This window comes from Demequina lutea (assembly GCF_013409005.1).
Lineage (GTDB): Bacteria > Actinomycetota > Actinomycetes > Actinomycetales > Demequinaceae > Demequina > Demequina lutea.
In genome coordinates, this window is sequence record NZ_JACBZO010000001.1 from 1,922,668 (window position 1) to 1,945,860 (window position 23,193).

Annotated in this window: 19 protein-coding genes; 6 read left to right on the forward strand and 13 right to left on the reverse strand. The window is 65.9% G+C overall.

The annotated features are described in order from the left end of the window. Position 1: 1 nt before the first annotated feature. The 8 genes from murD to mraZ all read right to left on the reverse strand — a co-directional run bounded on the left by murD (position 2) and on the right by mraZ (position 9,282). Complete coding sequence (gene murD, locus BKA03_RS09340) at positions 2-1,408, reverse strand: UDP-N-acetylmuramoyl-L-alanine--D-glutamate ligase (RefSeq protein WP_238579475.1); 1,407 nt, start codon at positions 1,406-1,408, stop codon at positions 2-4. Then, complete coding sequence (gene mraY / locus BKA03_RS09345; RefSeq protein ID WP_062076121.1) at positions 1,408-2,508, reverse strand: phospho-N-acetylmuramoyl-pentapeptide-transferase; 1,101 nt, start codon at positions 2,506-2,508, stop codon at positions 1,408-1,410. Before mraY ends, murD begins: the two co-directional genes overlap by 1 nt. Continuing rightward, the gene (locus tag BKA03_RS09350; protein ID WP_062076120.1) at positions 2,505-3,860 is read right to left on the reverse strand and encodes a UDP-N-acetylmuramoyl-tripeptide--D-alanyl-D-alanine ligase; all 1,356 of its coding nucleotides are present in this window, start codon (positions 3,858-3,860) and stop codon (positions 2,505-2,507) included. The genes mraY and BKA03_RS09350 overlap by 4 nt, the downstream gene beginning before the upstream one ends. Continuing rightward, positions 3,857-5,434, reverse strand: coding sequence for a UDP-N-acetylmuramoyl-L-alanyl-D-glutamate--2,6-diaminopimelate ligase (locus tag BKA03_RS09355; RefSeq protein WP_062076119.1), 1,578 nt, complete (start codon positions 5,432-5,434; stop codon positions 3,857-3,859). The genes BKA03_RS09350 and BKA03_RS09355 overlap by 4 nt, the downstream gene beginning before the upstream one ends. Position 5,435: 1 nt before the next feature. Further along, complete coding sequence (locus tag BKA03_RS09360) at positions 5,436-7,205, reverse strand: peptidoglycan D,D-transpeptidase FtsI family protein (protein WP_062076118.1); 1,770 nt, start codon at positions 7,203-7,205, stop codon at positions 5,436-5,438. A gap of 128 nt (positions 7,206-7,333) precedes the next feature. Beyond that, positions 7,334-7,747: a cell division protein FtsL gene (gene ftsL / locus BKA03_RS09365; protein ID WP_062076117.1), complete on the reverse strand. Its 414-nt coding sequence runs from the start codon at positions 7,745-7,747 to the stop codon at positions 7,334-7,336. Continuing rightward, the gene (rsmH, locus tag BKA03_RS09370) at positions 7,744-8,712 is read right to left on the reverse strand and encodes a 16S rRNA (cytosine(1402)-N(4))-methyltransferase RsmH (protein ID WP_257020131.1); all 969 of its coding nucleotides are present in this window, start codon (positions 8,710-8,712) and stop codon (positions 7,744-7,746) included. The genes ftsL and rsmH overlap by 4 nt, the downstream gene beginning before the upstream one ends. A 102-nt stretch (positions 8,713-8,814) precedes the next feature. Further along, the gene (gene mraZ, locus BKA03_RS09375; protein ID WP_062076115.1) at positions 8,815-9,282 is read right to left on the reverse strand and encodes a division/cell wall cluster transcriptional repressor MraZ; all 468 of its coding nucleotides are present in this window, start codon (positions 9,280-9,282) and stop codon (positions 8,815-8,817) included. A gap of 192 nt (positions 9,283-9,474) precedes the next feature. On the opposite strand from mraZ, the gene BKA03_RS09380 reads away from it, so the two are divergent. Genes BKA03_RS09380 through BKA03_RS09390 form a run of 3 tightly spaced genes read left to right on the forward strand, consistent with a single transcriptional unit; the run spans position 9,475 to position 13,990 of the window. Continuing rightward, on the forward strand, positions 9,475-10,506 hold the full coding sequence (locus tag BKA03_RS09380; RefSeq protein WP_062076114.1) for an AAA family ATPase: 1,032 nt from the start codon (positions 9,475-9,477) through the stop codon (positions 10,504-10,506). 2 nt (positions 10,507-10,508) lie between these two features. Beyond that, positions 10,509-11,786 carry a DUF58 domain-containing protein gene (locus BKA03_RS09385; RefSeq protein ID WP_062076113.1) on the forward strand — a complete coding sequence of 426 codons (1,278 nt, stop codon included), beginning with the start codon at positions 10,509-10,511 and terminating at the stop codon, positions 11,784-11,786. Then, a complete protein-coding gene (locus tag BKA03_RS09390; RefSeq protein ID WP_062076112.1) occupies positions 11,783-13,990 on the forward strand; it encodes a transglutaminaseTgpA domain-containing protein in 2,208 nt (735 codons plus the stop codon). Before BKA03_RS09385 ends, BKA03_RS09390 begins: the two co-directional genes overlap by 4 nt. Here the strand turns inward: BKA03_RS09390 and BKA03_RS09395 are convergent. From BKA03_RS09395 to BKA03_RS09405, 3 genes are all read right to left on the reverse strand, one after another. After that, positions 13,935-14,306: a DUF3040 domain-containing protein gene (locus BKA03_RS09395; protein ID WP_062076111.1), complete on the reverse strand. Its 372-nt coding sequence runs from the start codon at positions 14,304-14,306 to the stop codon at positions 13,935-13,937. The genes BKA03_RS09390 and BKA03_RS09395 overlap by 56 nt on opposite strands. A 220-nt stretch (positions 14,307-14,526) precedes the next feature. Continuing rightward, the gene (locus BKA03_RS09400; protein ID WP_062076110.1) at positions 14,527-14,730 is read right to left on the reverse strand and encodes a cold-shock protein; all 204 of its coding nucleotides are present in this window, start codon (positions 14,728-14,730) and stop codon (positions 14,527-14,529) included. A gap of 144 nt (positions 14,731-14,874) precedes the next feature. After that, on the reverse strand, positions 14,875-15,789 hold the full coding sequence (locus tag BKA03_RS09405; protein WP_062076109.1) for a PAC2 family protein: 915 nt from the start codon (positions 15,787-15,789) through the stop codon (positions 14,875-14,877). A 138-nt stretch (positions 15,790-15,927) separates the two neighbouring features. Here BKA03_RS09405 and BKA03_RS09410 point away from each other — a divergent pair, with 138 nt between their 5' ends. Further along, on the forward strand, positions 15,928-18,114 hold the full coding sequence (locus BKA03_RS09410) for a HelD family protein (RefSeq protein WP_062076108.1): 2,187 nt from the start codon (positions 15,928-15,930) through the stop codon (positions 18,112-18,114). A gap of 31 nt (positions 18,115-18,145) precedes the next feature. On the opposite strand, the gene BKA03_RS15565 is transcribed toward BKA03_RS09410, so the two are convergent. Then, on the reverse strand, positions 18,146-18,949 hold the full coding sequence (locus tag BKA03_RS15565) for a matrixin family metalloprotease (RefSeq protein WP_062076107.1): 804 nt from the start codon (positions 18,947-18,949) through the stop codon (positions 18,146-18,148). A 56-nt stretch (positions 18,950-19,005) separates the two neighbouring features. On the opposite strand from BKA03_RS15565, the gene serA reads away from it, so the two are divergent. Further along, positions 19,006-20,211: a phosphoglycerate dehydrogenase gene (gene serA / locus BKA03_RS09420; RefSeq protein ID WP_083972059.1), complete on the forward strand. Its 1,206-nt coding sequence runs from the start codon at positions 19,006-19,008 to the stop codon at positions 20,209-20,211. 11 nt (positions 20,212-20,222) lie between these two features. Beyond that, positions 20,223-22,706 carry a DEAD/DEAH box helicase gene (locus BKA03_RS09425; protein WP_179398074.1) on the forward strand — a complete coding sequence of 828 codons (2,484 nt, stop codon included), beginning with the start codon at positions 20,223-20,225 and terminating at the stop codon, positions 22,704-22,706. Here the strand turns inward: BKA03_RS09425 and nrdR are convergent. Further along, positions 22,703-23,185, reverse strand: coding sequence for a transcriptional regulator NrdR (nrdR, locus tag BKA03_RS09430; RefSeq protein WP_062075827.1), 483 nt, complete (start codon positions 23,183-23,185; stop codon positions 22,703-22,705). The genes BKA03_RS09425 and nrdR overlap by 4 nt on opposite strands. Positions 23,186-23,193: the final 8 nt, after the last annotated feature.

Consider the following 23,193-nt stretch of genomic DNA (forward strand, 5'->3'; position numbering starts at 1 on the left):
CTCAGCTCCCTTCCAGCGACCTCACCCTCTCGGCAAAGGCCTCGCCTCGGTCCGCGTAGTCGCGGAATTGATCCATCGATGCGCACGCGGGAGACAACAGCACGGTGTCGCCAGGGTGAGCGAGTTCTCGTGCCGCCTCAACGGCGTCACTCATCACAGTTTCACCCGGGCCGATGCGCTTCACGGGGACGTCTGCGGCGTGTTCGGCGAGCGCGGCGGCCAGCGGCTCCGCTTCCACGCCGATGAGGACAACCGCCCGCAGTCGATCACGAACCTCCGCTACGAGCGAGTCGAAGGTCTGACCCTTTGCGAGTCCTCCCGCGATCCACACGACGGAGCGGGCCGGCCTGCCGCCGAAGGCCGCGATGGCCGCGTGCGCGTTCGTTGCCTTCGAGTCGTCCACGTAGGCCACATCGTCCAGCCACCTCACGAAAGCCGTGCGGTGGTGGTCAAGCGAGAAGGCACGAAGCCCTGCGCCGACTGCCTCGGGCGACCCGCCCACCGCGCGTACGAGCGCGGCGGCGCTGAGCGCGTTCGTGACGAGGTAGGGCGGAACATCACCGGAGACCAGATGCTGCAGGTCACTCACATGGCCGATCTCGATGGCCTGGCGGTGACGGGCGTCGCCGAAGGACCTGTCAAGCAGGATTCCGTCGACGACTCCTAGCTGGGAGATCGATGGGGCGCCGAGGGTCACGCCTACCGCCCTGCACCCCTCGATGACGTCCGCCTCCTCGACCATCGCCTCGACCAGGCGATCACGTGCGGGGTAGACGGCGGCGGTGCGCACATGCCTGTAGACGCGGGCCTTGTCGGCGCGGTACGCCTCGAGCGAGCCATGCCAATCGAGGTGATCGCTGTCGACGTTGAGGCACACGGTGGCTGCCGGCGAAATCGTCGAGGTGAAGTGAAGCTGGAGGCTCGCAATCTCGACCGCCAGAAGGCCGTGACCGGCCCGTGCGGCGTCGATCACGGGTTCGCCCATGTTGCCGCACACCTTGACATCGAGTCCCGCTGCGGTCGCGATGGAGCCCACCATTTGGGTCGTGGTGGTCTTGCCGTTGGTGCCCGTGACCATGACCCATGGCGCATCGCTTGCGCGTACTCGCCAGGCGAACTCCATCTCAGACCACAACGGGAGGCCCGCCGCTTGGCAAGCGAGAACGGGAGCACTGTGGGGGGCGAATGCCGCGGAGACCATGACGGCGTCGAATTCGCCGAGCCTCAGCCCCTCGATCGACGTGGCATCGGCGCCACCGTTCGCGTCCACAGAAACGGCGCTTGCACCGACCTCGTCGAGTGCCCGCACGGTGGAGGTTCCACCGACGCCCATGCCAAGGACCAGGAATCGCGCGCCCGCAAGGTGCTCTCCGCCGTCGGGCGAGGCGGGGGCGATCATGTCGAGCATCAGCCGCCTGGGCCCAGGTTGGACACCCATTGGGCGTAGAAGAGCCCCATGCCAAAACCCGACAAGAGGATCGCGACAATCCAGAATCTGGTGACGATCGTGACCTCACCCCACCCGAGCAGCTCAAAGTGGTGATGGAGCGGAGCCATCCTGAAGACCCGCTTGCCCCCCGAGATCTTGAAGAAGCCGATTTGAATGACCGAGCTGAGCACGATGATGACGAACAGGCCGCCGATGATGCCACCCAGAATCTCGGTCCGGCTGACGATCGTGATTCCGGCGATGGCGCCACCGAGCGCCAGGGAACCGGTGTCTCCCATGAAGATCTTCGCGGGCGAGGTGTTCCACCACAGGAAGCCGACGCTCGCCCCCGCAATCGCCGCGGAAAGGATCGCCAGGTCCTGCGGATCTCTCACCTGGTAGCACGTGGCGGGGTCGAAGTTCTTGACGCCGCACAGCTGGTTGCTCTGCCAAATATTCACCAGGACGTAGGCGCCGAAGAAGATGATCGCCGCGCCCGTCGCGAGGCCGTCGAGGCCGTCGGTGAGGTTGACGGCGTTCGACCAGGCCGTGATGAGGAAGTTGGACCACACCACGAACCCGATGACGGCGACAGTTGGGCCCCAGATCGCCAAGTCCATCGAGGTGTCCCGCAGGAACGAGATCGCCTTCGAGGCCGGGTAGACGCCGCGTCCGTTGGGAAACTGGAGCGCCAGCAGGGAGAACGTGATTCCCACCACGGCCTGAAGCGCGATCTTCCATCTGGCCTTCAGGCCGAGCGAACGCTCCCTGGTGATTTTGATTCCGTCGTCGAGAAAGCCGACGAGCCCCAAGCCGAGCATCAAACCCACCACGAGAACGGAAGACACGTTCGGCTGGCGATGAGCGATCAGGTTTCCCAGCCCCCAGCCGACGACAGCCGCGAAGATGATCACGACGCCGCCCATCGTCGGGGTGCCGCGCTTCGTGTGGTGCGACGCGGGTCCGTCCTGGCGAATGAACTGCCCAAACTGACGCTTGTTGAGGTACCGAATCACCCAGGGCGTGCCGAACAGGGAGATGAGAGTCGAAATCACCCCTGCGAGCACTATCGCCCTCATGAAACCTCCTCGATCAACTGGTCGGCCAATCGCCACAGCTCCGTGCCGTGCGATCCCTTGACCAGGACGGTGTCCCCCGGTGCGACACGGCCCGCAATCAATTCGTGAGCCTGGTCAATGGTAGCGACGAACGCGGCCTCATCCCCCCAGGAGCCCTCGCGGACCGCCGAAACGAAGGCGGGACGGGCCCCGACGCCCACGACGACCAGGTGATCGATTCCGAGCCGGACGGCGTCTTCTCCAAGGAAGTCATGCGCCGCGATGGAGTCGTCGCCCATTTCGAGCATCTCGCCGATCACCGCCCACGTCCTCCCGCCGGCCGCGACCGCTTTGAGTGCCCTGAACGCCGCCCGCATCGATTCGGGCGATGCGTTGTAGGCGTCGTCGAGAATGCGCACGCCGTCGGCGCGTTCGCGCAATGCCATGCGGTGCGGGCTCGCCGGAAGTGCGGAACTCACCGCGGCCGCGGCCGCTTCCGCCGACATTCCGCACTCGAGGCCCACCGCGATCGCGGCGAGCGCGTTCGTCGCGTGGTGATCACCGATGAGCGACAGTGCCACCTCTTGGCCGAGAACGGAGAATCTGGCGCGCCCTGCCTCCGTGCGACGGCCCACACCCGCGACGGTGGCTTCACCAAACCCGAACGTCACTGTGCGCGGCGCTCTGCCGACCATCGTCGCGACTAAGGGATCGTCGGCATTGAGGATTCCCGTGCCACCAGGCACGACGCCGTCGAGAATCGTCGCCTTCTCCTCCGCTAGGGCGGCCATCGAGCCGTAGCCGCCCGCGTGCGCTGAACCAATCATGAGGACCACGGCGATATCAAGTGGTGCGATCGCCGTCAGGTACGCGATGTCCCCCGGGGCCGAAGCCCCCATCTCCAGCACAAGGTGGCGAGTATCGGGGCCTGCCGTGAGCACGGTGAGCGGCAAGCCGATCTCGTTGTTGTAGCTGCCCACGGGAGCCACCGCGTGCGGGAGCACTTGGGCGAGAATGTCCTTGGTCGACGTCTTGCCGTTTGATCCCGTGATGCCGATGACCACCAACTCGCCCTCGTGACGCAAAGCCGCGAGGTAGTCCCTGGCCAGGGCGCCCAGCGCCGCCGTGACGTCGTCGACGAGGATGTGAGGTCCGTCGATCGTTCGCGACACGAGCGCAAGCGTCCCGCCCGCGGCAAACGCCTGGCCGACGTAGTCGTGACCATCAACCTGCTCGCCGACGAAAGCCACGTAGAGCGCCCCTGGCGTCGCGTCGCGGGAATCCTTCACTACCGACGTCACCAGCGTGTCGACGTCGGCGACGAGCACTCCCCCGACGGCATTGGCGATCCACTGGGCGGTGAGAGACCTCACGATGACCCCTCGCGCTCGTCCGCAATTCGATCCGCGACGATGCGCGCGTGGGCCTGGAGGTATGCGTCGCGGTCGTTGTACCTGTAGAACACGCCTGCGATCTCCTGGGTGGGCTCGTGCCCCTTGCCCGTCACGATGACGGTGTCGCCCGGCTTGCCGAGGCGGAGGCCATATTCGACCGCGGCTACTCGCGGCTCGATCTCATGAACGTCGCGCAAATCGGGACGCACCTTTTCGATGCCTGCACGAATGGCGGCTCTCACTGCGGCCGGTTCCTCCGAACGCGGGTTCTCGTCGGTGAGCACGATGACGTCGGCCAGGTTCGCGGCAATCTCGCCCATGACGGGTCGCTTGCCTTGATCGCGATCGCCGTCCGAACCGAAGATAAGGATGAGTTTGCCAGGCGTGATGGGGCGCACCCCCTCAAGGGCAAGTGTGAGCGCGTCGGGCGTGTGCGCGTAGTCGACGATCGCGAGCGGATCGACGTCGCTGCGTTCGATCACGCGCTCCATCCGGCCCGGCACCCCGTGAGCCGTCGCGACGCCGTGGATGGCCGCCGTCAGGGGAACGCCGGCGGCGTGAGCCGCAACGACAGCCACTGCGGCGTTCGACACGTTGACGAGGCCAGGCAACGGGCTCTCGGCCGCGTGGCGCGTGCCATCAGGCGCCACCAGAATGAACTGCGAGCCGACGCCGTCGAGGCCCACCTGCGCGTCCTCAACATTCCAGTCGCCGCGCGGAGACCCGGGCCTGGTCGAGACCGTCTCGACGGGGATGGGCGCCTCTCGAGCGAGGCGCTGAGCGTACTCGTCGTCGATGCATACCACTCCCCTGCGCGCCCTGCCGGGAGCGAAGAGCTTGGCCTTGTCGGCCAGGTAGCGGTCCATCGTCTTGTGGAAGTCGAGATGGTCCCACTGTAGATTGGTGAAGACGGCCACGGCGAAGTCGACGCCCGCAATGCGATCAAGTGCGGCCGCGTGCGAACTCACCTCGGTCACCGCCGCCGTCACGCCCTCCTCCAGCATGCGGGCAAGAAGTCCGTGCAACACCGGCGCCTCGACCGTCGTGCGCGGGGACTCGATCGCCTCGTCCCCAATCCGCAGCTCGACGGTGCCGAGCACCGCCCTGTGCGCGTGAACCTGGGCGAGCGCATTGTCGATGAAGTAGCTCGTGGTCGTCTTGCCGTTCGTTCCAGTGATTCCCACAAACGTGAGCCGCGACGAGGGATGGCCGTAGACGGCCGCCGCAGCCTCGCCCATGGCCGCGCGCGTGTGCTGCGCGACCACCACGGGAACCGTCAGGCCCTCGGCCCGCACCATGTCACGCCCAGCGGCGTCGGTGAGAATGGCGACCGCTCCGGCCGCGACCGCCCCAGCCGCGAAGCGCGCGCCGTGCTGGACGAGTCCCGCGAACGCGCCGAAGAGGTCTCCCTGCCGAACCTCGCGCGAATCGACCGTCGCGCCCGTGATGAGGACATCGTCCCCATCGAGCGCGGATGGATCGAGACCCGCCGCCACCGCGAGTTCACTCAAAGAGACGGGCTCGACGTGCGCGGGGCGCATCGAAATCGTCATGTCACTCCCAGGTGATCGGGTATTGCGTCAGCGTTCCCGTCGAGGGAGGCACGCGCAACGTCTGCAAGGCAAAGGTTGCCACGTCCTTGAACACCGGTGCGGCAACTTCGCCGCCGTAGATCGAAGACTTGGGGTCATACAGGATCACGGAAACGACGACGCTCGGGTTGGCCGCGGGCGCGATTCCCACGAACGACGCGACGATGCGCGTCATCTGGCCATTCGCATCCGCGGCCTGCGCGGTGCCCGTCTTGCCCGCCACCAGGTAGCCGGGGATCTGCGCGGCCTTCCCCGTTCCGTCCTGTGTCACCTCGGTGAGCATGCTTATCAACTCGCTCGCCGTGTTCGATGAAATCACGCGAACTGGCGTGCTTGGTTCCTTGGGCGTGAAGGTGCCGTCGGCGTTGTCGAAACCCTTGACGATCGTGGGCGCCACCTTGACTCCGCCGTTCGCGACGATGCCGTAAACCTGCGCGGTCTGGAGCGCGGTCACGGACACTCCCTGACCGAAGGAGGTGACGTACTTGGTGCGACCGTCCCATTTTTGCCACGGGTGCAGGATCCCTGGCGACTCCGACACGAGACCGATGCCCGTGCGCTGCCCGAGGCCAAATGCGGTCATGTAGTTGTAGCGCGTCTCGTCGCTCATCTGTGAGCCGATTTGCACGGTGCCCGTGTTCGACGACTTCACCAGCACACCGGTGAGCGTGAGTTTCTCGTCCGCGTGAGCCTCGGAGTCCTGGAATTGCTGGCCGTTGGGGGCCGTGTACTTGTACGGCGCCACGTATTGCGACGTGGGGGTCGCGACGCCCTCCTCGAGCGCGGCGGCCATGGTGATGACCTTGGCGGTCGATCCCGGCTCGAACACGTCCTCCACGGCTCCCGAACCGCGGTGGGCCGCGCTGGTGGCGCCCGGATTGGCCGGGTCGACCGCATTCGAGTCCGCCATCGCCAAGACCTCACTGGTCTTCGGATCCATCACGACCACCACGCCGCCGCTCGCACCAGTCTCCGACAATGCCCGCGCGAGCCGCTGCTCGGCGAAGTACTGGATGTCCCTGTCGATCGTCAGCACGACCGTTTCGCCGGGAACTGCAGCCGTCTCCGAGTGGACTCCCGCGGGAATAATCGTGCCGTATTTGCTCTGCTCGTAGGTCATCGAACCCGGCGTACCCTCGAGTTCCTTCTGAAGGGCCTGCTCGATTCCACCCGCTCCCACCTTGACCTTGCTGTCCTTGGAGTAGGCCATGAAGCCGATGATGTTGCCCGCCGTGTTTCCGTTCGGGTAGAGCCTCTCCGGCACTGATTCCCAACTGATTCCGGAGATGCGCTCGGCCTTGACGAGGTCGAGAACCTCGGGCGTGAGGTTCTTCGCGACGTACTTGAACGGCTGGTTTCCCTCGAAGGTCGCCCCCAGCTCGGCCTCGCTCATCCCGAGGATGGGCGCGAGGATCTTGGCCGCGTCGAGCGGCCCCGCGGCGGTCACCTGACCCGCCGCCGTGCGCTTCCAACTGGCAAGCTCGACCTGGTTGACCGTGAGGTTGTACCGAACGACGGAGGTGGCAAGCACTACTCCGTTGCGGTCGAGGATGTCCGCGCGAGCGGGGGTGACGTCCACCGTCACCAGTCGCTGGGCTAGAGCCTTCTCGGCGAGGGGCGCCGCGCTCACGATTTGCACGTCGATGAGCCTCGCGGCGAAGACTCCGACCAAAACGAGTGACGCGAAGGAGAGAAGAGTCTGGCGCCGTGCGGGAGTGCCGATGCGTGGCACTTTCGTCGATGACCGGCGCGCACTTCCCGCGCGGCGCGGCACGCCAGAACCGCCCGCAGGCCGACGGTCGCGGGGGGCTTCGGACTGGGGACGGCGAGGCCGTGACGGCGGTTCGATTCGGGACATGGTCACCCACCCGCCTGAAGAACCTGGCCGGTGGCCAGGGTGATGAAGCCGATGTGATCGGCGGGGACCATACCCAGCGACCGCGCCTGCAGCGCGAGAGCACCGGGCGCGGCGTTCGACTCCAACTTGGTCAGTGCGGTGGCGCGTTGCTGATGCAGGGCTGCAATCTCGATCGTGAGGTCGCGCGACTGGTAGGCGCCCCCCGCCATCGTGGTGTTGAGCGCCAAGACCGCGCCCAGGGCCCCGAGGACGATCATTACGCACAGCCATGCAAAGGGTGCGAGCGAGCGCTCGTGTTGCGGAGCGGGAACCGGGCGAAGGTGTTCGCGGCGCGGCGCCTCACGGGTCGGCGCGGAACGCAGAGGTGGCGTCGAGCTGCGCATTGCGGTCGAGGAACGCAAGGGTGCGGCGCTCATGCGGCCCTCGCGGTCGACCTGGTGCGCTCAATGGCGCGCAAACGGACCGGCTTGGCGCGGGAGTTAAGCGCAATTTCCTCTTCCGAGGCCTTCTCCGCCCCGCGAGTGAGCAGCTTGAGGTATGGCTGTGCCTCGAGCGGGACGACGGGCATTCCGGGCGGAGCGGATGTCTGGGCACCGGCCGCAAAGGCGTGCTTGACGATCCGATCCTCGAGCGAGTGGTAACTCATCACCACGATGCGGCCACCCACATCGATCGCCTCGATCGCCGCGACCATGGCCGCCTCGAGCACGTCAAGCTCGCGGTTAACTGCGATGCGCAGCGCCTGAAACGTACGCTTTGCGGGGTTGCTTCCGGGCGTCCTGGTCGCAGCGGGGATGCACGCCCTGACAAGGTCGACAAGTTGCTCCGAACGCTCGATGGGATCGGTCTCACGGCGCCTCACGATGGATCGCGCGATCTTGCGAGCGAAGCGTTCTTCGCCGTAGACGTGAAGGATTCTCGCGATTTCGTCTTCGCTTTCGGTAGCGAGGAGCGAGGCTGCGGTCACGGGATCTTCCCGATTCATGCGCATGTCGAGCGGTGCGTCTCGGGAGTACGCAAAGCCCCTGTCGTCCTCGTCGAGTTGGAGCGAGCTCACACCTAGGTCGAACAGGATGCCGTCCGCGCGAGTTGCGCCGACGCGGGCAAGCGCACCGTCGATGTCGTCATAGGTGCCGTGGTGAGCGGCAAATCGGTCGCCCGCGAACGCGAGGCGCGCGGTCGCCAGCGAGATCGCGTCGCGATCCCTGTCAATCCCCACCACCGTGAGGTCCGGGTGCGCCTTGAGGAGGGCCTCGGCGTGGCCCCCCATGCCCAGGGTTGCGTCGATGACGACCGCTCCCGGGTTCACGAGGGCAGGTGACAGCAACTCGACGCACCGGCCGAGCATGACCGGCGTGTGCCGACTAGCTGTCTCGTTCAACAACGTCTCCTTATGACCGACACGCATCGAGGTCTCCCTCCGAATCCTCTGGCGGGGGGAAGTCCGTCAGAGGGGCTCGGCTGGAGGCCTCGGCGCGCGTCGCTAGGTCTCTCCCAGCAACGACTCCGCTGTTGCGGAGTACGCGTCCTCGCCGTCGGCGAGGTAGTTCTGCCATGCCTGCGCGTCCCACACCTCGACGCGCGAACCCATACCCACCACAGCCACATCGCGAGTAAGCGATGCGTAGTCCCGCAACGGCGCGGCGAGCAGGATCCGTCCCTGCTTGTCCGGCACGTCGTCTTGGGCATGGCCCAAGAAGTTGCGCATGTAGTCCCTGGCCTGCTTGTTCTCGAGGGGCGCGCGGCGCAGTCGTTCGTGCATCCTCATGAACTCGTCCACGGGCAAGAGGAAGACGCAGCGGTCGAGCCCCCTCGTCGCGACGAGGCCCTGAGCAAGGCGTCCCCTGAATTTGGCGGGAAGTATCAGCCTTCCCTTGTCGTCGAGCTTGGGCGTGAAGGTGCCAAGGAAGACCCCTGTGGGGCCTAGGCCATGCGTCAACTCATCAACCACGGCTCACCTCCCTCGCGCCACGACTCGCCAGCACGCTCCACCTTACTCCACAACACTCCACAAAATCCGAGATTCTCACCAAACAGGTGACGAAATTCACTTTAGTACCTGGTAATAATGGAAGAATTCAAGTGGAGGACTGCTTGCGCCGCTCCATGAATTAGGCTCGGTGGAGACCGCGAAGGAGCGTTAATGACCCAGCCCCTCCCGACAGAGGCGGAACTTGCCGAAGTCGCCCACGTCACGAGCCAGATCCGTCAGTCGATCACCACGGTGCTTTCAGGCCTCGATCAGGTGATCACCGCCGCTCTTGCGGTGGTGCTCGCAGAGGGGCACCTCCTCATGGAGGACGTGCCAGGCGTCGGCAAGACGACCCTCGCCAGGGCCCTCGCGGCGAGCATCGACTGCACGGTGGGGCGCCTGCAATTCACCCCAGACCTGCTCCCTTCCGATGTCACTGGCGTGAGCATCTATCGCTCGGACGACCACCGCTTCGAGTTCCGACCGGGACCCGTGTTTGCGAACGTCGTGATCGCCGACGAGATCAATCGCGCGTCGCCCAAGACCCAGTCCGCCCTGCTCGAGTCCATGCAAGAGCGGGCAGTGACGGTCGACGGGCACACGCGCCCCCTCCCCAGGCCCTTCATCGTGGTCGCCACCCAGAACCCCATCGAGATGGAGGGCACCTACCCCCTTCCCGAGGCGCAGCGCGACCGCTTCATGGCGCAGGTGTCCGTCGGGTACCCGTCGGCCGCGGACGAAATGACGATGCTTGATAACCACGACGGCGCCGATCCCCTGAGCGCGGTCAGGCCCGTATGCGACGGCGACACGATGGAGCGCCTGATTCGGACGGCCCAGCGGATCTACGCGGCTCCCGCGATCAAGCAGTACATCGTCGACCTCGTCTCCGCCACGCGCCGCGAATCGTCGCTCCGGCTCGGCGCCTCTCCCCGCGCGGCCCTGCAACTGCTGGCCGCCGCGAAGGCAAGGGCCGCGATGTCGGGTCGCAATCACGTCCTCCCTGACGACATCAAGGCGCTCGTGCAACCCGTGCTCGCTCACCGCCTAATCCCCAACACGGAGGCGCGACTCGCGGGACACAGCGCCTCGAAGATCCTCGGCGAGATCCTCGCGCGCACCACGGTCCCCACCGAGGCGCGCGACCTGCCCAAGAAGCGTGAGGCGGCCGTCAACGTCGGCGTGCGCGTGACCTCGGTGTAGCAATGGCAACGCGAGCCAAGTCCGACACGGTCCTCACCTCACGAGGCATCGGCTTGAGTGCGTCCGGCGTGGTCGTCGGCGGGCTGGGCGTGGGCTTTTCCGCGCCGCCGCTCGTCTACATCGGCGTAGCGATGGTGAGCGTGGTGGCCGTCGCGGGCCTGTGGATGCTGCTCGCGGTGAACAGCTTCCTTGCCCAATTCCCCTACGCCAGGCGCGACGTGACGCCACGCCCGCTCACCGTCGGCGTTCCCGGTCGCGTGACGGTGTCGATAAGTTCGGCCTCGAGGCGCAGTAGCGGCGCGACGGTACGCAGGGCACTCACCGAGGCGCTCGACATTCGCGAACAGGCGTCGGCCGAGCTCACCGGCGGGCTGGGAACCAAGGCCACCGTGAGCCGCACTCCCGAGAAGCTGTCCCTCAGTTATGCGCTCTTGCCCTCGCGCAGGGGCCGATGGCCGCTGGGGCCCGCCTTGGTTCACTCATCCGAACCCCTGGGAGTCTTCTGGGCGGATACCGCCGTCGGGCCGGCCGAACTCATTCCTGTGTGGCCGGCGATCGTGGACCTGAGCGCCACCGCCGGCGCCCTTATGGGCCACTCCGACCGCGTCGTGCTCGGCGCGCGAAGCCCCGCTCCCGACGACGCCTCCCTCCGCGAGTACAGGGAAGGCGACGACCTCCGCAGGGTCCATTGGCCCTCGAGCGCAAGGACCGGCACGATGCAGGTTCGCTCAGACGAGCGCGCAGGGCGACGACCAGCCACCGTCCTCCTCGACATCCCTTCGGCTGCCGAAGCACTGGAATGGTCGATCTCCGCGGCTGCGTCGATCGCGGTATCCGTTCTAGGCTCTGGTCACCCCGTTCGACTCCTCGGCGGCACGCTCACCAACGAGCGCGGACACCACTTGGGCAAGCGGCACCCCGAAGAGGCTCGCGTCGAATTGCTCAACCAAACGATCGACCTGACAAGCCCTGCTAGTCACCACACATCGACCGAGCAGCTCCTGCGCGCGATCAATCACGCGGGAGACGACCTGGTCCAGGGCGAGGTTCTCGTGGGAGTCTTCGACCCTCTCGATTCCGCGTGCCTCGAGGCGCTTGCCCCGCTCGGCCAAGCAGGTCACGCCTGGGCCATCGTCCGCTCCGAGTCCGACAGCGACGAAGACGCCGCCCATTGCGCGACCGCACTTCGCCGCTCCGGTTGGAGGGCGACGACGGCAACTACGAGCGATGATCTTGCAGCCATCTGGACGATTCTCCTCACTGCGGGGGACATCGAATGAACGACCTCATCAGAGGCACGAGAGCCCCTTGGTACGCGACCCCCGTGGTCGCCGTCGCGGTGCTCCTTGGCTTCAATGGACTCACCACGATGATCGTGTGGGGCCCGTGGCTCGGCACCACCATCATGCTCATGGTCGTCGTGACCGTCGCCGTCTCCATCACCCGCATGGTGTCGCGTTCACGCCTCCTCCCCACCGTCGTCGGCGCCGTGATCGCCGTGCTCGTCAGCATCCCCGCGTTCGCACGTGGCCCCGAAGGCCAGGTTCGCTATTTCCCCACCCCGTCGGGGCTTCATGACCTCGCGAGCGCCGTACGTGAGGGGATCCATGTTGCCGCAACCACCGTCGCTCCTGCCGAGATCAACAGACCCCTGCTCGCGCTCGTCATGGGCGGCGCCTTCGCGATCTTCCTAGTCGCCGAACACCTGGCGGTATCTTGGCGGGCTGCTGCCGTGTCTGGTCTGGTCCTGATCGTGCCGTGGATGCCAGCCATCACCCTCCAGAACAGGGTCTCCATTGGCATGTTGCTCGCGGCCATCGCGTGCTGGGTCATCCTGCTTGCACTGACAAAGCGACCCACCGGCGCGGCCGCACGGCCGTCGACCGTGGGTGCGGTCACGGCGGCCGCCGCAACCGTCGTGCTCGTGGCGCTCGTCGCCCCGTCCGCCCTAGGAGGGAACGGCTGGGGCATCATTCCCCGGTTCACCACACCCAATGGACTCGACACGTCCACACGCCTCAACCCGACAAGCGACCTGCGCAACTCACTGACGGCAAACTCCTCCTCGCCGGTCTTGGTGTACGTCTCGACGGGCGCAAGACCCGATGTGTTTAGGCTCTACACGGTGACCAATTTCGACGGCACACAATGGTCGCTCGACAAATCCGATGGTGGCCACGTCCCGATCACCTCGGTGCTGTGGTCAAACCCGGTGCCCGACTGGAATGCGCATCAGCTCGACCGCGTCGACGTGAGCATTCGGGGTCTCATCTCCGATCACTTGCCCCTGCCCACAGTGCCGCGCACCGTCGATGTGCCTGGCTCGTGGACATATTCGCCGAGCCAAGACACCGTCTCCAGTTCCACCGACAAGACCACCGGGCTCGACTATTCCTTCAGTGCCGACCTAAACTACTTCAACGCGGACACGCTGCGCGCACTGGGCAACGCGTCGAGTGATGATGCCCTTCTCGGCGCCAAGTACGTAAACATCCCTGCCGATACCGACAGCAAGCGATTCCTTGCCCTCGCCACCGAAATCACGGCCAAGGCGACGACCCGCTACGACCAGGCGCTTGCGCTCCAGGAGTACTTCCGCGATCCCGCCAACTTCACGTACTCCACTTCAGTCGATCCCTCGGGATCCGATTCGGTGTCGGTGTTCCTTGACAAGCGCGAGGGGTACTGCATTCACTTCGCCACCGGAATGATCATGTTGGCGCGCTCGCTCGGCATTCCTGCTCGTCTCGCGGTCGGCTTCCTTCCAGGAGAGGCAAGCACCGACAGTGCGTACGTCGTCCGCGGGGGTGACGCCCACGCCTGGCCGGAGTTGTATTTCGCGGGCGAGGGCTGGGTTCGTTTCGAACCAACCCCGGCAGTCCAAACGGGTCCCAGGCCAAGTTACGCCGATCCCGTGGGGAACCCAACCGGCACCGGCTCTGGTGGAATCACGATTCCTACGGCGGCTCCTTCGGGAGCACACCGACCCGCAGACCCCGGCGGGAACTCGCCTTCATCCGTGGACGCCCCCGCCACCGGTTCGGTCCCCTGGCCGCTCATCGTCATCCTCGTCGTCCTGGCGGCAATCGCCCTTGGCGGCGTGTCGTGGTGGTTGAAACGCAGGCACTCCGGCGAGTGGCAAGAGACCACGCCGGAGACGGTGTGGTCGACAGTGAGGGAGGGCCTTCCGCCCGATACGGCGTGGCCGCTGTCACTCACTCCCTCGGAGGCCGTTGACTACGTCACCAGGGCTCTCGCTACCGAAGGCGCGTTCCTGCCCCTAGACATTCTCAAAAAGTTCACCACGATGTCGAACGCGGTAGCCGACTACCGCTACGCCCCCACCGGTACGGCCCTAGACGTGGAAACGATCACGGAATGGGCGGAAGATATCGTCGCCGCAGCCGCTCAAGCGAGGGGCCTTGACGCTAAAGGTCGCCCTGTTCGCGGCGCCGCTCAAGCCGATGTTCGACACGGCGCATAAAGGGTTCCTTGGCCCGCTGAGAACGAGCTGAAGACTTCGACTTGCCGACCACAGAGAGTGACGGTCGCGTGGGAGCAAAAATGGCCCACATCGCCGCGGCGGTCATGAGCGCGAAACCGACGATTCCCAGTGGCACGATCGCCGCAACGACGCCGATGAGGACGACCCCTAGGCCGGCGATCACGCCGATGACGCCCAAAGCGATACGCCCCCGATTGCGGGAACCCCTCGCCATGCTTCGGCCCAACTTCGGGTCCGCGCCGAGGTCGCGCTCGAGTTGCTCGAGCACTCGCTGCTCGTGTTCAGACAGCGGCATCGTGACCTCCTTCACACTTCTAGGTGAGCACAGTCTAATTCCTCCGTCGCCAACGGACTAGCCCGTCTGGCCAAGCGCCCCCGTGTGCCCTTCGGAGAAGGCCCTCGCGTGTTCAACGCACCAAGGTGCGTGCGATGTTCCCAAGCGGCCATTCGAGCCCCAAATAGACAGAACCGCCGCCCCCACAAGGGAGGCGGCGGTTCTCGAAGTCTGTCTCTGGTTACAGAGCGCGGACCTGCTCGGCCTGCGGACCCTTGGGGCCCTGCGTGACCTCGAACTCGACGCGCTGCGCCTCGTTGAGGGTCTTGAAGCCGTCGGTAATAATCGCGGAGTAGTGAACGAAGACGTCAGCGCCTCCACCGTCCTGAGCGATGAAGCCGTAGCCCTTTTCTGCATTGAACCACTTAACGGAGCCCTGTGTCATGCTGGTATTTCCTTGCCTTTAATGCCCGGGACGGGAAGCGGGACACTGTGTCCCACTCGTCGCCGCAATGCCTCGCCCCGTGTCTGCTAGGCAGACGGGTACTGCTCACTACGTAGATGCAACCAATGCTAAGCATGGCACAAATTAGTCGTGAGGGGGAGACTCTCGGCGTTGTTGGGCAAGAAATTGTTCAAATTCGGCCCCAAGTTCGTCTGCGGTGGGCAGCGGACGGTCGAGCGGGATGCCGTCCCGACGCGCCGCCTCCATGACCTCGTATTGCTCTTCAAGGGTCGCGACGAGCGCCTGGACCTCTTCCGAGTCCACCATTTGGCTCGCGATCTCGGTCGACGCGGCGACCGCAGCCTCGTCCAAACGCTCGGGTGAGAGACTCAGCCCCGTCAGCCCCTCGAGGTGACTCAGTGCGTGTTGCGCCGCCTGCGGCAACGCGGACTGCGCGACGTAGTACGGCACGTGAACGGCAACATTGACGGCGTCCATGCCCCACTGGCCGAATCGGTATTCCAAGAGATTCTGGGCGGAGGCGGGAACCGTTACCGTCCCAAACATGCCTGAGGTGTCTGGTAGCAGATCCTGGCGCGTGCCGTGAATGGTCGACTGCAGTGGCTTGGTGTGGGGAACACCCATGGGAATTCCGTGGGCACCTGCCGTCAGGCCAACGCCCAGCTTCTCCACCGCACCCTTCACGGCACGAATGTAGGCCTCCCAACGGACGTCGGGCTCACTTCCGTGGAGCAGAAGGAAAGCACGGTCCTCGGCGTCTCTCACCATGTCAATCGCCAAGTAGGGCTCGTCGTAACCGGTCCACTCGTTGACGGAAAACGTCATCTCCGGCCTACGGGAGCGGTAATCGAGAAACTCATCGATGTCAAAAGTCGCGAGCCTCACAGGTTCCGACAGGCTCAGAATGTGCTCGCACACGAGCCTGCCAACCTTGCCCGCGTCAATGAACCCCCTGAGCGACTGGACCAAGACCGCGTCCGATCCCGAGCGGTCGGCCCATTGCGCGACGCCCTCGATATCCCAGGTGATGAGTGCCATGCCCTCACTGTGACACGGATAGGCCGCCAATATGCGCGATATCGCGGCCCGCGAACGCCCGAGCATTCCTCTAGGCCGCCTCTCGTGCGAGGATGGTCTACTGCCCGCGGGGTTCGCTGGCAGCGCGAAAGGGAGTTCATGCACGACGAGTCCACCGTCGAGGCGGGCCTTGGCATTGGCGCGGAACAGGGCGTTGTCGACGCCCTCTATGCGCGGCTCGACGCTTTGCGTTTCGAGGCCGCAGAGCGGCTCGCAGACGTTCGCAAAGCGGGACCGTCCGGCTCCCCCCAGAATCGCTCGGAGCGCGACGCATTCGCAACGCTCTACGAGGACCGCATCGTTCAACTGGATGCCGTCGAGGACCGCTTGTGCTTCGGACGCCTCGACATGGTCGCGAGCGACGTGCTCTACGTGGGCCGCATCGGCCTGTCAGACGCCGATCACATCCCGCTCCTGACCGACTGGCGCGCGCCCGCGGCGACGCCCTTCTACTCAGCGACCGCAGCCCAACCCCAAGGTGTGATGAAGCGTAGACACCTGACCACCCAGGGACGTGTCGTCACCGCGGTCGAGGACGACGTGCTGGATGTGGAGGCGCTCAGGGGTTCGGGTCACGAGGCTTCTCTCGCGGGCGAAGGAGCCCTCCTCGCGGCTCTCGACGCGAAGCGCACCGGCCGCATGGGCGACATCGTCGCGACCATTCAGTCCGAGCAGGACGCGGTCATTCGCGCTCCCTTGCAGGGAGCTCTCGTGGTGCAGGGCGGCCCCGGAACCGGCAAGACCGCAGTGGCCCTGCACCGTGCCGCCTACTTGCTTTACCACCACAGGGATTTGCTCGCACGCCGCGGGGTGCTGCTCATCGGCCCATCCACGTCGTTCTTGCGCTACATCGACCACGTGCTCCCCTCCTTGGGCGAGACGGGCGCGGTATCGACGACCTTGGCTGGACTCGTCAAGGGCATTCGCACCACGGCGCGGGAGCACGACGACGTCGCGGCCCTCAAGGGCAGGCTCGACATGTCAACCGTTGTCAGGTCGGCCGTGCGCGAGCGCCAACGCGTTCCCAAACGCGATCAGGATTTTCGGATAGACGGTCGAGAGGTGACGATCAAGCGTTCCGATGTGCGCGAGGCACAAGCCCGCGCACGTCGCGACGGGAAGCCCCACAATGCGGCCCGCGCCGCGTTTGCCAAGGAGATGATCAACCGCCTCACGCGCCAAGTGGTCGATCAGCTCGGCCCAGAAATCGAAGACGACGACAAGAAGGAAATCGCGCGAGACCTGCGCGACGACCGCTCGCTACGGGTCGCGATCAACCTGTGTTGGCTGCCGTTGACCCCTCAGCAGTTGCTACGAGACCTGTTCTCAAAACCTCACCTGCTTGCCGCGTGTGCGTCCCGCATGACCGACGCCGAGCGCGCGCTGTTGGCACGCGACCCCGACGCGCCCTTCACTGATGCGGACGTGCCGCTCCTCGACGAGGCCGCCGAATTGCTCGGAGACCTGCCGCAGTCGACCCGCGTATCGGGCGATGACAAGGCCGAACTGCGATATGCCCGCGAAGTGCTCGACATCATCGGCGGCGATGGCATCGTGACGGCGGAGATGCTTGCCGAGCGCATGAGGGCGCCGGAAACGCACAAGACCGTCGCCGAACGCGCGAGCGAGGACCGCTCGTGGACCTACGGGCACGTGATTGTTGACGAGGCTCAAGAGCTCTCCCCCATGGCCTGGCGGATGCTCCTGCGAAGGTGCCCCTCCCGTTCGTTCACGATCGTGGGCGACATCGCACAGACCTCGGCCCCAGCTGGGACTCGCTGGTGGCCGGAGACGATGGACCCGCTGTTCCAGGCGGGGTGGCACCTGCGCGAACTCACCGTGAGCTATCGCATTCCCGCGGCTGTCGCGTCGGCCGCGCAGAGCTTCGCCCGCGCCGCCGGCCTGCCCGTGAGCGAAATGAGCGCGGCGAGGGACGTCGACGATGCCCTCGCGACCATCGGCGTCCCGGAACGCGAGGCGATTGCCCGGGTCGCGTCCGACGCGGCCGGGGTCGAGGCGGACTCACTCGTGACTCGCGGCGGCGGACTGGTGGCCGTCATTGCGTCCGAGGACCTGATCTCTCATGTGTCGTCGCTTGCGCGTCCGGGAATCGAAGTCATGACAGCACGCGAGGCGAAGGGCCTTGAATTTGACTCGGTAGTCATCGCCGATCCCACCTCGATCGCTCGCGTGCCTCAAGACCTGTACGTGGCGCTCACTCGTTCGACCCGGAGGCTCGTCTTGGTGCACCACGGACAGCTGCCGGATGGACTCACCGACATCTAGGCGAGTTCCGGCCGCCAGAGCACCAGTCGGGTCACTTCGACACCTCGCACGGCCCCGCACCCGCGGCGGCAAGTCCCTCGAGGTCGCCCGGACCCCAGTCGATGACGTAGGTGGCTGTCGGATACATCAACTCGTGAGGATCGGCGGCGTGGTTGAGACCGACGACGTGGCCAAGCTCGTGCATGATCACCGCCCGGATACGGGCCTGCTCCGCTGGGCTCGTCACGATGTCTCGAATATTTGACGTATCGATGATCACGGTCCCCGACCACAGGAATTCGCGTTCCTCATAGGCGCCAGGAGTCACCCTTGCCCCGCCGACGCCCGCGGTATCGCTTCCGAGATCAGAGGACTGAGCCGCGGTGCCCCAGCCAATCACCATCGGCGCGTACTGCCAGCCGTCGCCGCGCACCAACAGGGGGCCATCAAACGCCGCTTGGTCGCTCGTATAACCATCGAAGATGAAGACAAGTCCGGCGTGCGCGGCGACGTTGGCGACTGCCTCTTGGGCGAGCGGCTCGGCACCCGCAGGCATCCCGGCGGCGGAGAGCTCCCAATGAATGGCAAGGCAGGGGTCTCGTAGGACGGGGCCATCCGCGCCCTCCGACTCGAAAGTGAACTCCCCCACAGCATCGGTCACCACAACGGGCGCGAGCCGCTGTGGATGGGGACCCGGCAAAGGCAGAGACACCAACTTGCCGTTCACATCGACGGCGTTGCGCGGCTGGCCGAAGTGGCTCGGATCGATTGCACCGCTGTTGTACGCGTAGGCCCCGGCGAAACCACAGACGATCGCGACGGTAGCAACCATGAGCGTGCGCCCAAGCGTATTCACCCGTTCAGCCTGTCACGGACGGGGCAAATTGGTAAACGAACCGGAAGTGCGAGAACATAGGGCCCGTGCGTGCACTCCTCCTTGAAACACTTCACCCCAAAGCCACCGACATCCTCACCGCCGCCGGCATCGCCGTCGACAATCGTGACGGAGCCCTCGACGAAGATGAGTTGATTGCCGCCCTTGACGGCGTCCAGCTCCTCGGGATTCGATCCAAGACGCAGGTCTCCGAGCGCGTCATTGAGGCCGCAAAGGACCTCATCGCGATCGGCACCTTCTCGATCGGAACCAACCAGATTGACCTGGCCGCCGCGGCCAAGCGCGGGGTTGCCGTCTTCAACGCGCCGTTCTCCAACACGCGGTCGGTCGTCGAGATGGCCGTGTCCGAGATGATCTCGCTCACCCGCAGGCTCCCCGAGCACAACCGCCAGATGCACGCGGGCGTGTGGTCGAAGAGCGCCACTGGCGCCCACGAGATCAGGAGCCGCACCCTCGGCATCGTCGGCTACGGCAACATCGGCTCGCAGCTTTCGGTGATCGCCGAGGCCCTCGGCATGAACGTCATCTTCTTCGACGCCGCCGAGAAGCTCGCTCTTGGCAACGCGACCAAGATGCCGACGCTCGAATCGCTTCTTGCGGAAGCCGACATCGTGACGCTCCACGTCGATGGGCGCGCTGGCAACCAGGGATTCTTCGGTCGCGAACAGTTCTCCGCTATGAAGCGAGGGGCGCTCTTTCTCAACCTGTCGCGCGGATTCATTCTCGACATCGAGGCGCTCAAGAGCGGTCTCGAATCGGGCCACATCGGCGGCGCCGCGATCGACGTGTTCCCCGTCGAACCGAAGGTCAAGGGCGACGCGTTCACCTCTCCGCTGCAGGACATGCCCAACGTCATCCTCACGCCCCACATCGGCGGCTCCACCGAGGAGGCGCAGCGCGACATCGGCATCTTTGTTGCGACGCGGCTGCGCGACTACGTGTTCAGCGGGTCGACCTCGCTTTCCGTGAACCTGCCCAACTTGTCGCTCGACCTGCTCCAGGGAGCGCACCGCATCGCGTTCCTCCACACCAACATCCCCGGCGTTCTCGCCGCGGTCAACCGCGCCTTCGCGGAACATGAGGTCAACATCGAGGCTCAACTTCTCGCGACTCGCGGTGAACTTGGTTACGTGGTCACAGACGTTTCCGCGGGACTTGCGGACGAAGCCCTCACCGCCCTGTCCACGATGCCAGCGACCGTGCGGCTGCGGGTGCTCTCATAACCACCGGAGGCGTGTCGACCGCGTCCTTCGCCGATCTCGGTCTTCCCGAGAAGCTCGTTGCCACACTCGCTCACTACGAGCTGACCGTTCCGTTCCCCATCCAATCCGCGACCATCGCCGATGCCCTGGCCGGTAGGGACGTGCTCGGCAAAGCCCGCACCGGATCCGGCAAGACCCTTGCGTTTGGCCTGCCGATCCTGGCTCGCGTCGCGGACCTGCCCAAGCCCGAACGTCATCAAGTCCATGCGCTCGTGCTCGTACCGACCCGTGAGCTCGCCATGCAGGTCGGCGATGCCCTCGAGCCCTACGCTCACGCGACGCAACTCACGTACAGGCTCGTGGCAGGCGGACTGTCGATGAGCAAGCAGATCATGGCCGTGGAGCGCGGAGTCCACCTCGTCGTGGCCACCCCCGGCCGCTTGGCGGACCTCGTGCGGCGCGGACACATTGACCTGTCCCACACGTCGATCACGGTGCTCGACGAGGCCGATCACATGGCCGAAATGGGATTCGGCGAGGAAATCGCAGAAATCCTCGACAAGACTCCCGCCGACGCGCAGCGCCTGTTGTTCTCGGCGACCCTGGACGGCGTCGTCGACGATCTGGTCAAGCGATACATGCACAACCCCGTGTTGCACGACGTCACCGACGGCAGCGCGCAGCCCACCCAGCGCCACGTCATGATCTCCATCCCTCCGCACGAGAAGTACAAGATGGCCACTCGCATGGCGGCCCGCGAGGGACGCACCCTGTGCTTCGTGCGGACCAAGCTCGCCGCCGATCGCATCGCGGCCGACATGCGCGCGAATGGCGTTCCTGCGGCGGCCCTGCACGGCGATCGCTCTCAGGCGGAGCGCAACTTCGTCATGGTCGAGTTCCGTTCCGGCAGGCTGCCCGTTCTTGTGGCCACCGACGTGGCCGCGCGCGGGATTCACGTGGACGCGGTGGACCTGGTCATCCAGATCGACCCGCCAGCCGACCACCGCGACTACACCCACCGCTCCGGCCGCACCGGCAGGGCGGGCGCCGATGGCCTCGCCGTCATGTTGGTGCTCCCCCACCAACGAAATGCCGCGCTTCGGGTACTCGATGAGGCAAACATTCAGGCAGAGGACGCCGCCTTCAGGACAGTCGATGCGGCAGCCTTGGCCAAAATCGACGCACTTACGGGCGCGCGGCAGCCTTCCGGCGTCCCCGTTATTGAGCCCCTGCCCGTCATGCGGGCGGACCGCCGCGGTGGACGCGACCGCGGGGGTAACGACTCTCGCGGCGGGCGCGACCGTCCCGGACGCGAGCGTCCCAGTCGCGGGCGGCCAGTGACGTCGCCGCGCGACGATGCCGCGTTCGCTGCCAAGCGCGATCACCTCACCGCCAAGGAGAGGGAACTTGCGGACAGGGAGCGGGCCTTGGCGTTGCGCGAGCAACAGCTCTCAGGCCAGACGGCCGCGCCGCCCGCCACACCCGCACGCACGGAACGGCCCGCACGGCGCGAGTACACCGAGCGTCCAGAACAGACCGAACGGCCGCAGCGTGGTGCCGGGTACCAGGGCAACCGTGACGACTCCCGTGGCGAACGCCCCGCACGCACCTCCGGGTACCAGGGCAACCGTGACGACTCACGTGGTGAACGCCCCGCACGCACCTCCGGGTACCAGGGCAACCGTGACGACTCACGTGGTGAACGCCCCGCACGCACCTCCGGGTACCAGGGCAACCGTGACGACTCCCGTGGTGAACGCCCCGCACGCACCTCCGGGTACCAGGGCAACCGTGACGACTCCCGTGGTGAACGCCCCGCACGCACCTCCGGGTACCAGGGCAACCGTGACGACTCCCGTGGTGAACGCCCCGCACGCACCTCCGGGTACCAGGGCAACCGTGACGACTCCCGTGGCGAACGCCCCGCACGCACCTCCGGGTACCAGGGCAACCGTGACGACTCCCGTAGTGAACGCCCCGCACGCACCTCCGGGTACCAGGGCAACCGTGACGACTCCCGTGGTGAACGCCCCGCACGCACCTCCGGGTACCAGGGCAACCGTGACGACTCCCGTGGTGAACGCCCCGCACGCACCTCCGGGTACCAGGGCAACCGTGACGACTCCCGTGGTGAACGCCCCGCACGCACCTCCGGGTACCAGGGCAACCGTGACGACTCCCGTGGTGAACGCCCCGCCGCGCAGTCCCGTACCGGTTGGGCGCCTCGCAAGGACGACTCACGCGGTGGATACCGAGGCAATACCGATCGTGGCGGCTACGCAGGAAACCGCGACAATTCTCGTGGCGCCAAGCCAGCATGGGGCGGCCGCGATGATCGGCCCGCTCGCCGCGATGACTCGCCGACGGAAAATCGCGGCTCCGCGCCGCGGCGCGACTTTGCGCCTCCGGCAAGCGAACCCGGCCACGGTGCGGCCCACAAGAGCAAGAACAAGTCGACGGGACGCCAGCCGCCCGGAAGCCGGAGAGGCAAGGCCCGGCCCAAGAAGAAGGACTAGTCGGTCGAGCCCGACGCGGCAGGTTCCTTGCCCGCGTCCTCGTGCCTGAGGTCGGCGATCGCTCGGTCAAAGTCTTCGAGGGAATCAAAGGCCTGGTATACGCTCGCGAACCTGAGGTAGGCGATCTCGTCGAGATCTCTCAGCGGAGTGAGAATTGCCAGGCCAATATCGAGCGCGTCGATCTCGGCCTGTCCGGAGTCGCGAATAGCCTCTTCGACCTTCTGCGCGAGCAGCGCGAGGTCATCGTCTGAGACGGGCCTGCCTTGGCAGGCCTTGCGAACCCCGGAAATGATCTTGTCTCTGGAGAAGGGCTCGACCACGCCAGAGCGTTTCACGACGGAGAGCGAGAACGCCTCGACCGTGGAAAATCTCTTGCCGCAGTTGGGACACTGCCGGCGCCTGCGAATGAGCGAGCCGTCGTCGGCCGTCCTCGAATCGATGACGCGAGAATCTGCGTGTCGGCAAAAGGGGCAGTGCATTCCCTGAG

Bases quoted from the DNA above. Each gene is read 5' to 3' on its own strand.
- murD (WP_238579475.1), bottom strand. From the start codon at position 1,408: ATGCTCGACATGATCGCCCCCGCCTCGCCCGACGGCGGAGAGCACCTT.
- mraY (WP_062076121.1), bottom strand. From the start codon at position 2,508: ATGAGGGCGATAGTGCTCGCAGGGGTGATTTCGACTCTCATCTCCCTG.
- BKA03_RS09355 (WP_062076119.1), bottom strand. From the start codon at position 5,434: ATGACGATTTCGATGCGCCCCGCGCACGTCGAGCCCGTCTCTTTGAGT.
- ftsL (WP_062076117.1), bottom strand. From the start codon at position 7,747: ATGAGCGCCGCACCCTTGCGTTCCTCGACCGCAATGCGCAGCTCGACG.
- BKA03_RS09380 (WP_062076114.1), top strand. From the start codon at position 9,475: ATGACCCAGCCCCTCCCGACAGAGGCGGAACTTGCCGAAGTCGCCCAC.
- BKA03_RS09385 (WP_062076113.1), top strand. From the start codon at position 10,509: ATGGCAACGCGAGCCAAGTCCGACACGGTCCTCACCTCACGAGGCATC.
- BKA03_RS09390 (WP_062076112.1), top strand. From the start codon at position 11,783: ATGAACGACCTCATCAGAGGCACGAGAGCCCCTTGGTACGCGACCCCC.
- BKA03_RS09395 (WP_062076111.1), bottom strand. From the start codon at position 14,306: ATGCCGCTGTCTGAACACGAGCAGCGAGTGCTCGAGCAACTCGAGCGC.
- BKA03_RS09400 (WP_062076110.1), bottom strand. From the start codon at position 14,730: ATGACACAGGGCTCCGTTAAGTGGTTCAATGCAGAAAAGGGCTACGGC.
- BKA03_RS09405 (WP_062076109.1), bottom strand. From the start codon at position 15,789: ATGGCACTCATCACCTGGGATATCGAGGGCGTCGCGCAATGGGCCGAC.
- BKA03_RS09410 (WP_062076108.1), top strand. From the start codon at position 15,928: ATGCACGACGAGTCCACCGTCGAGGCGGGCCTTGGCATTGGCGCGGAA.
- nrdR (WP_062075827.1), bottom strand. From the start codon at position 23,185: ATGCACTGCCCCTTTTGCCGACACGCAGATTCTCGCGTCATCGATTCG.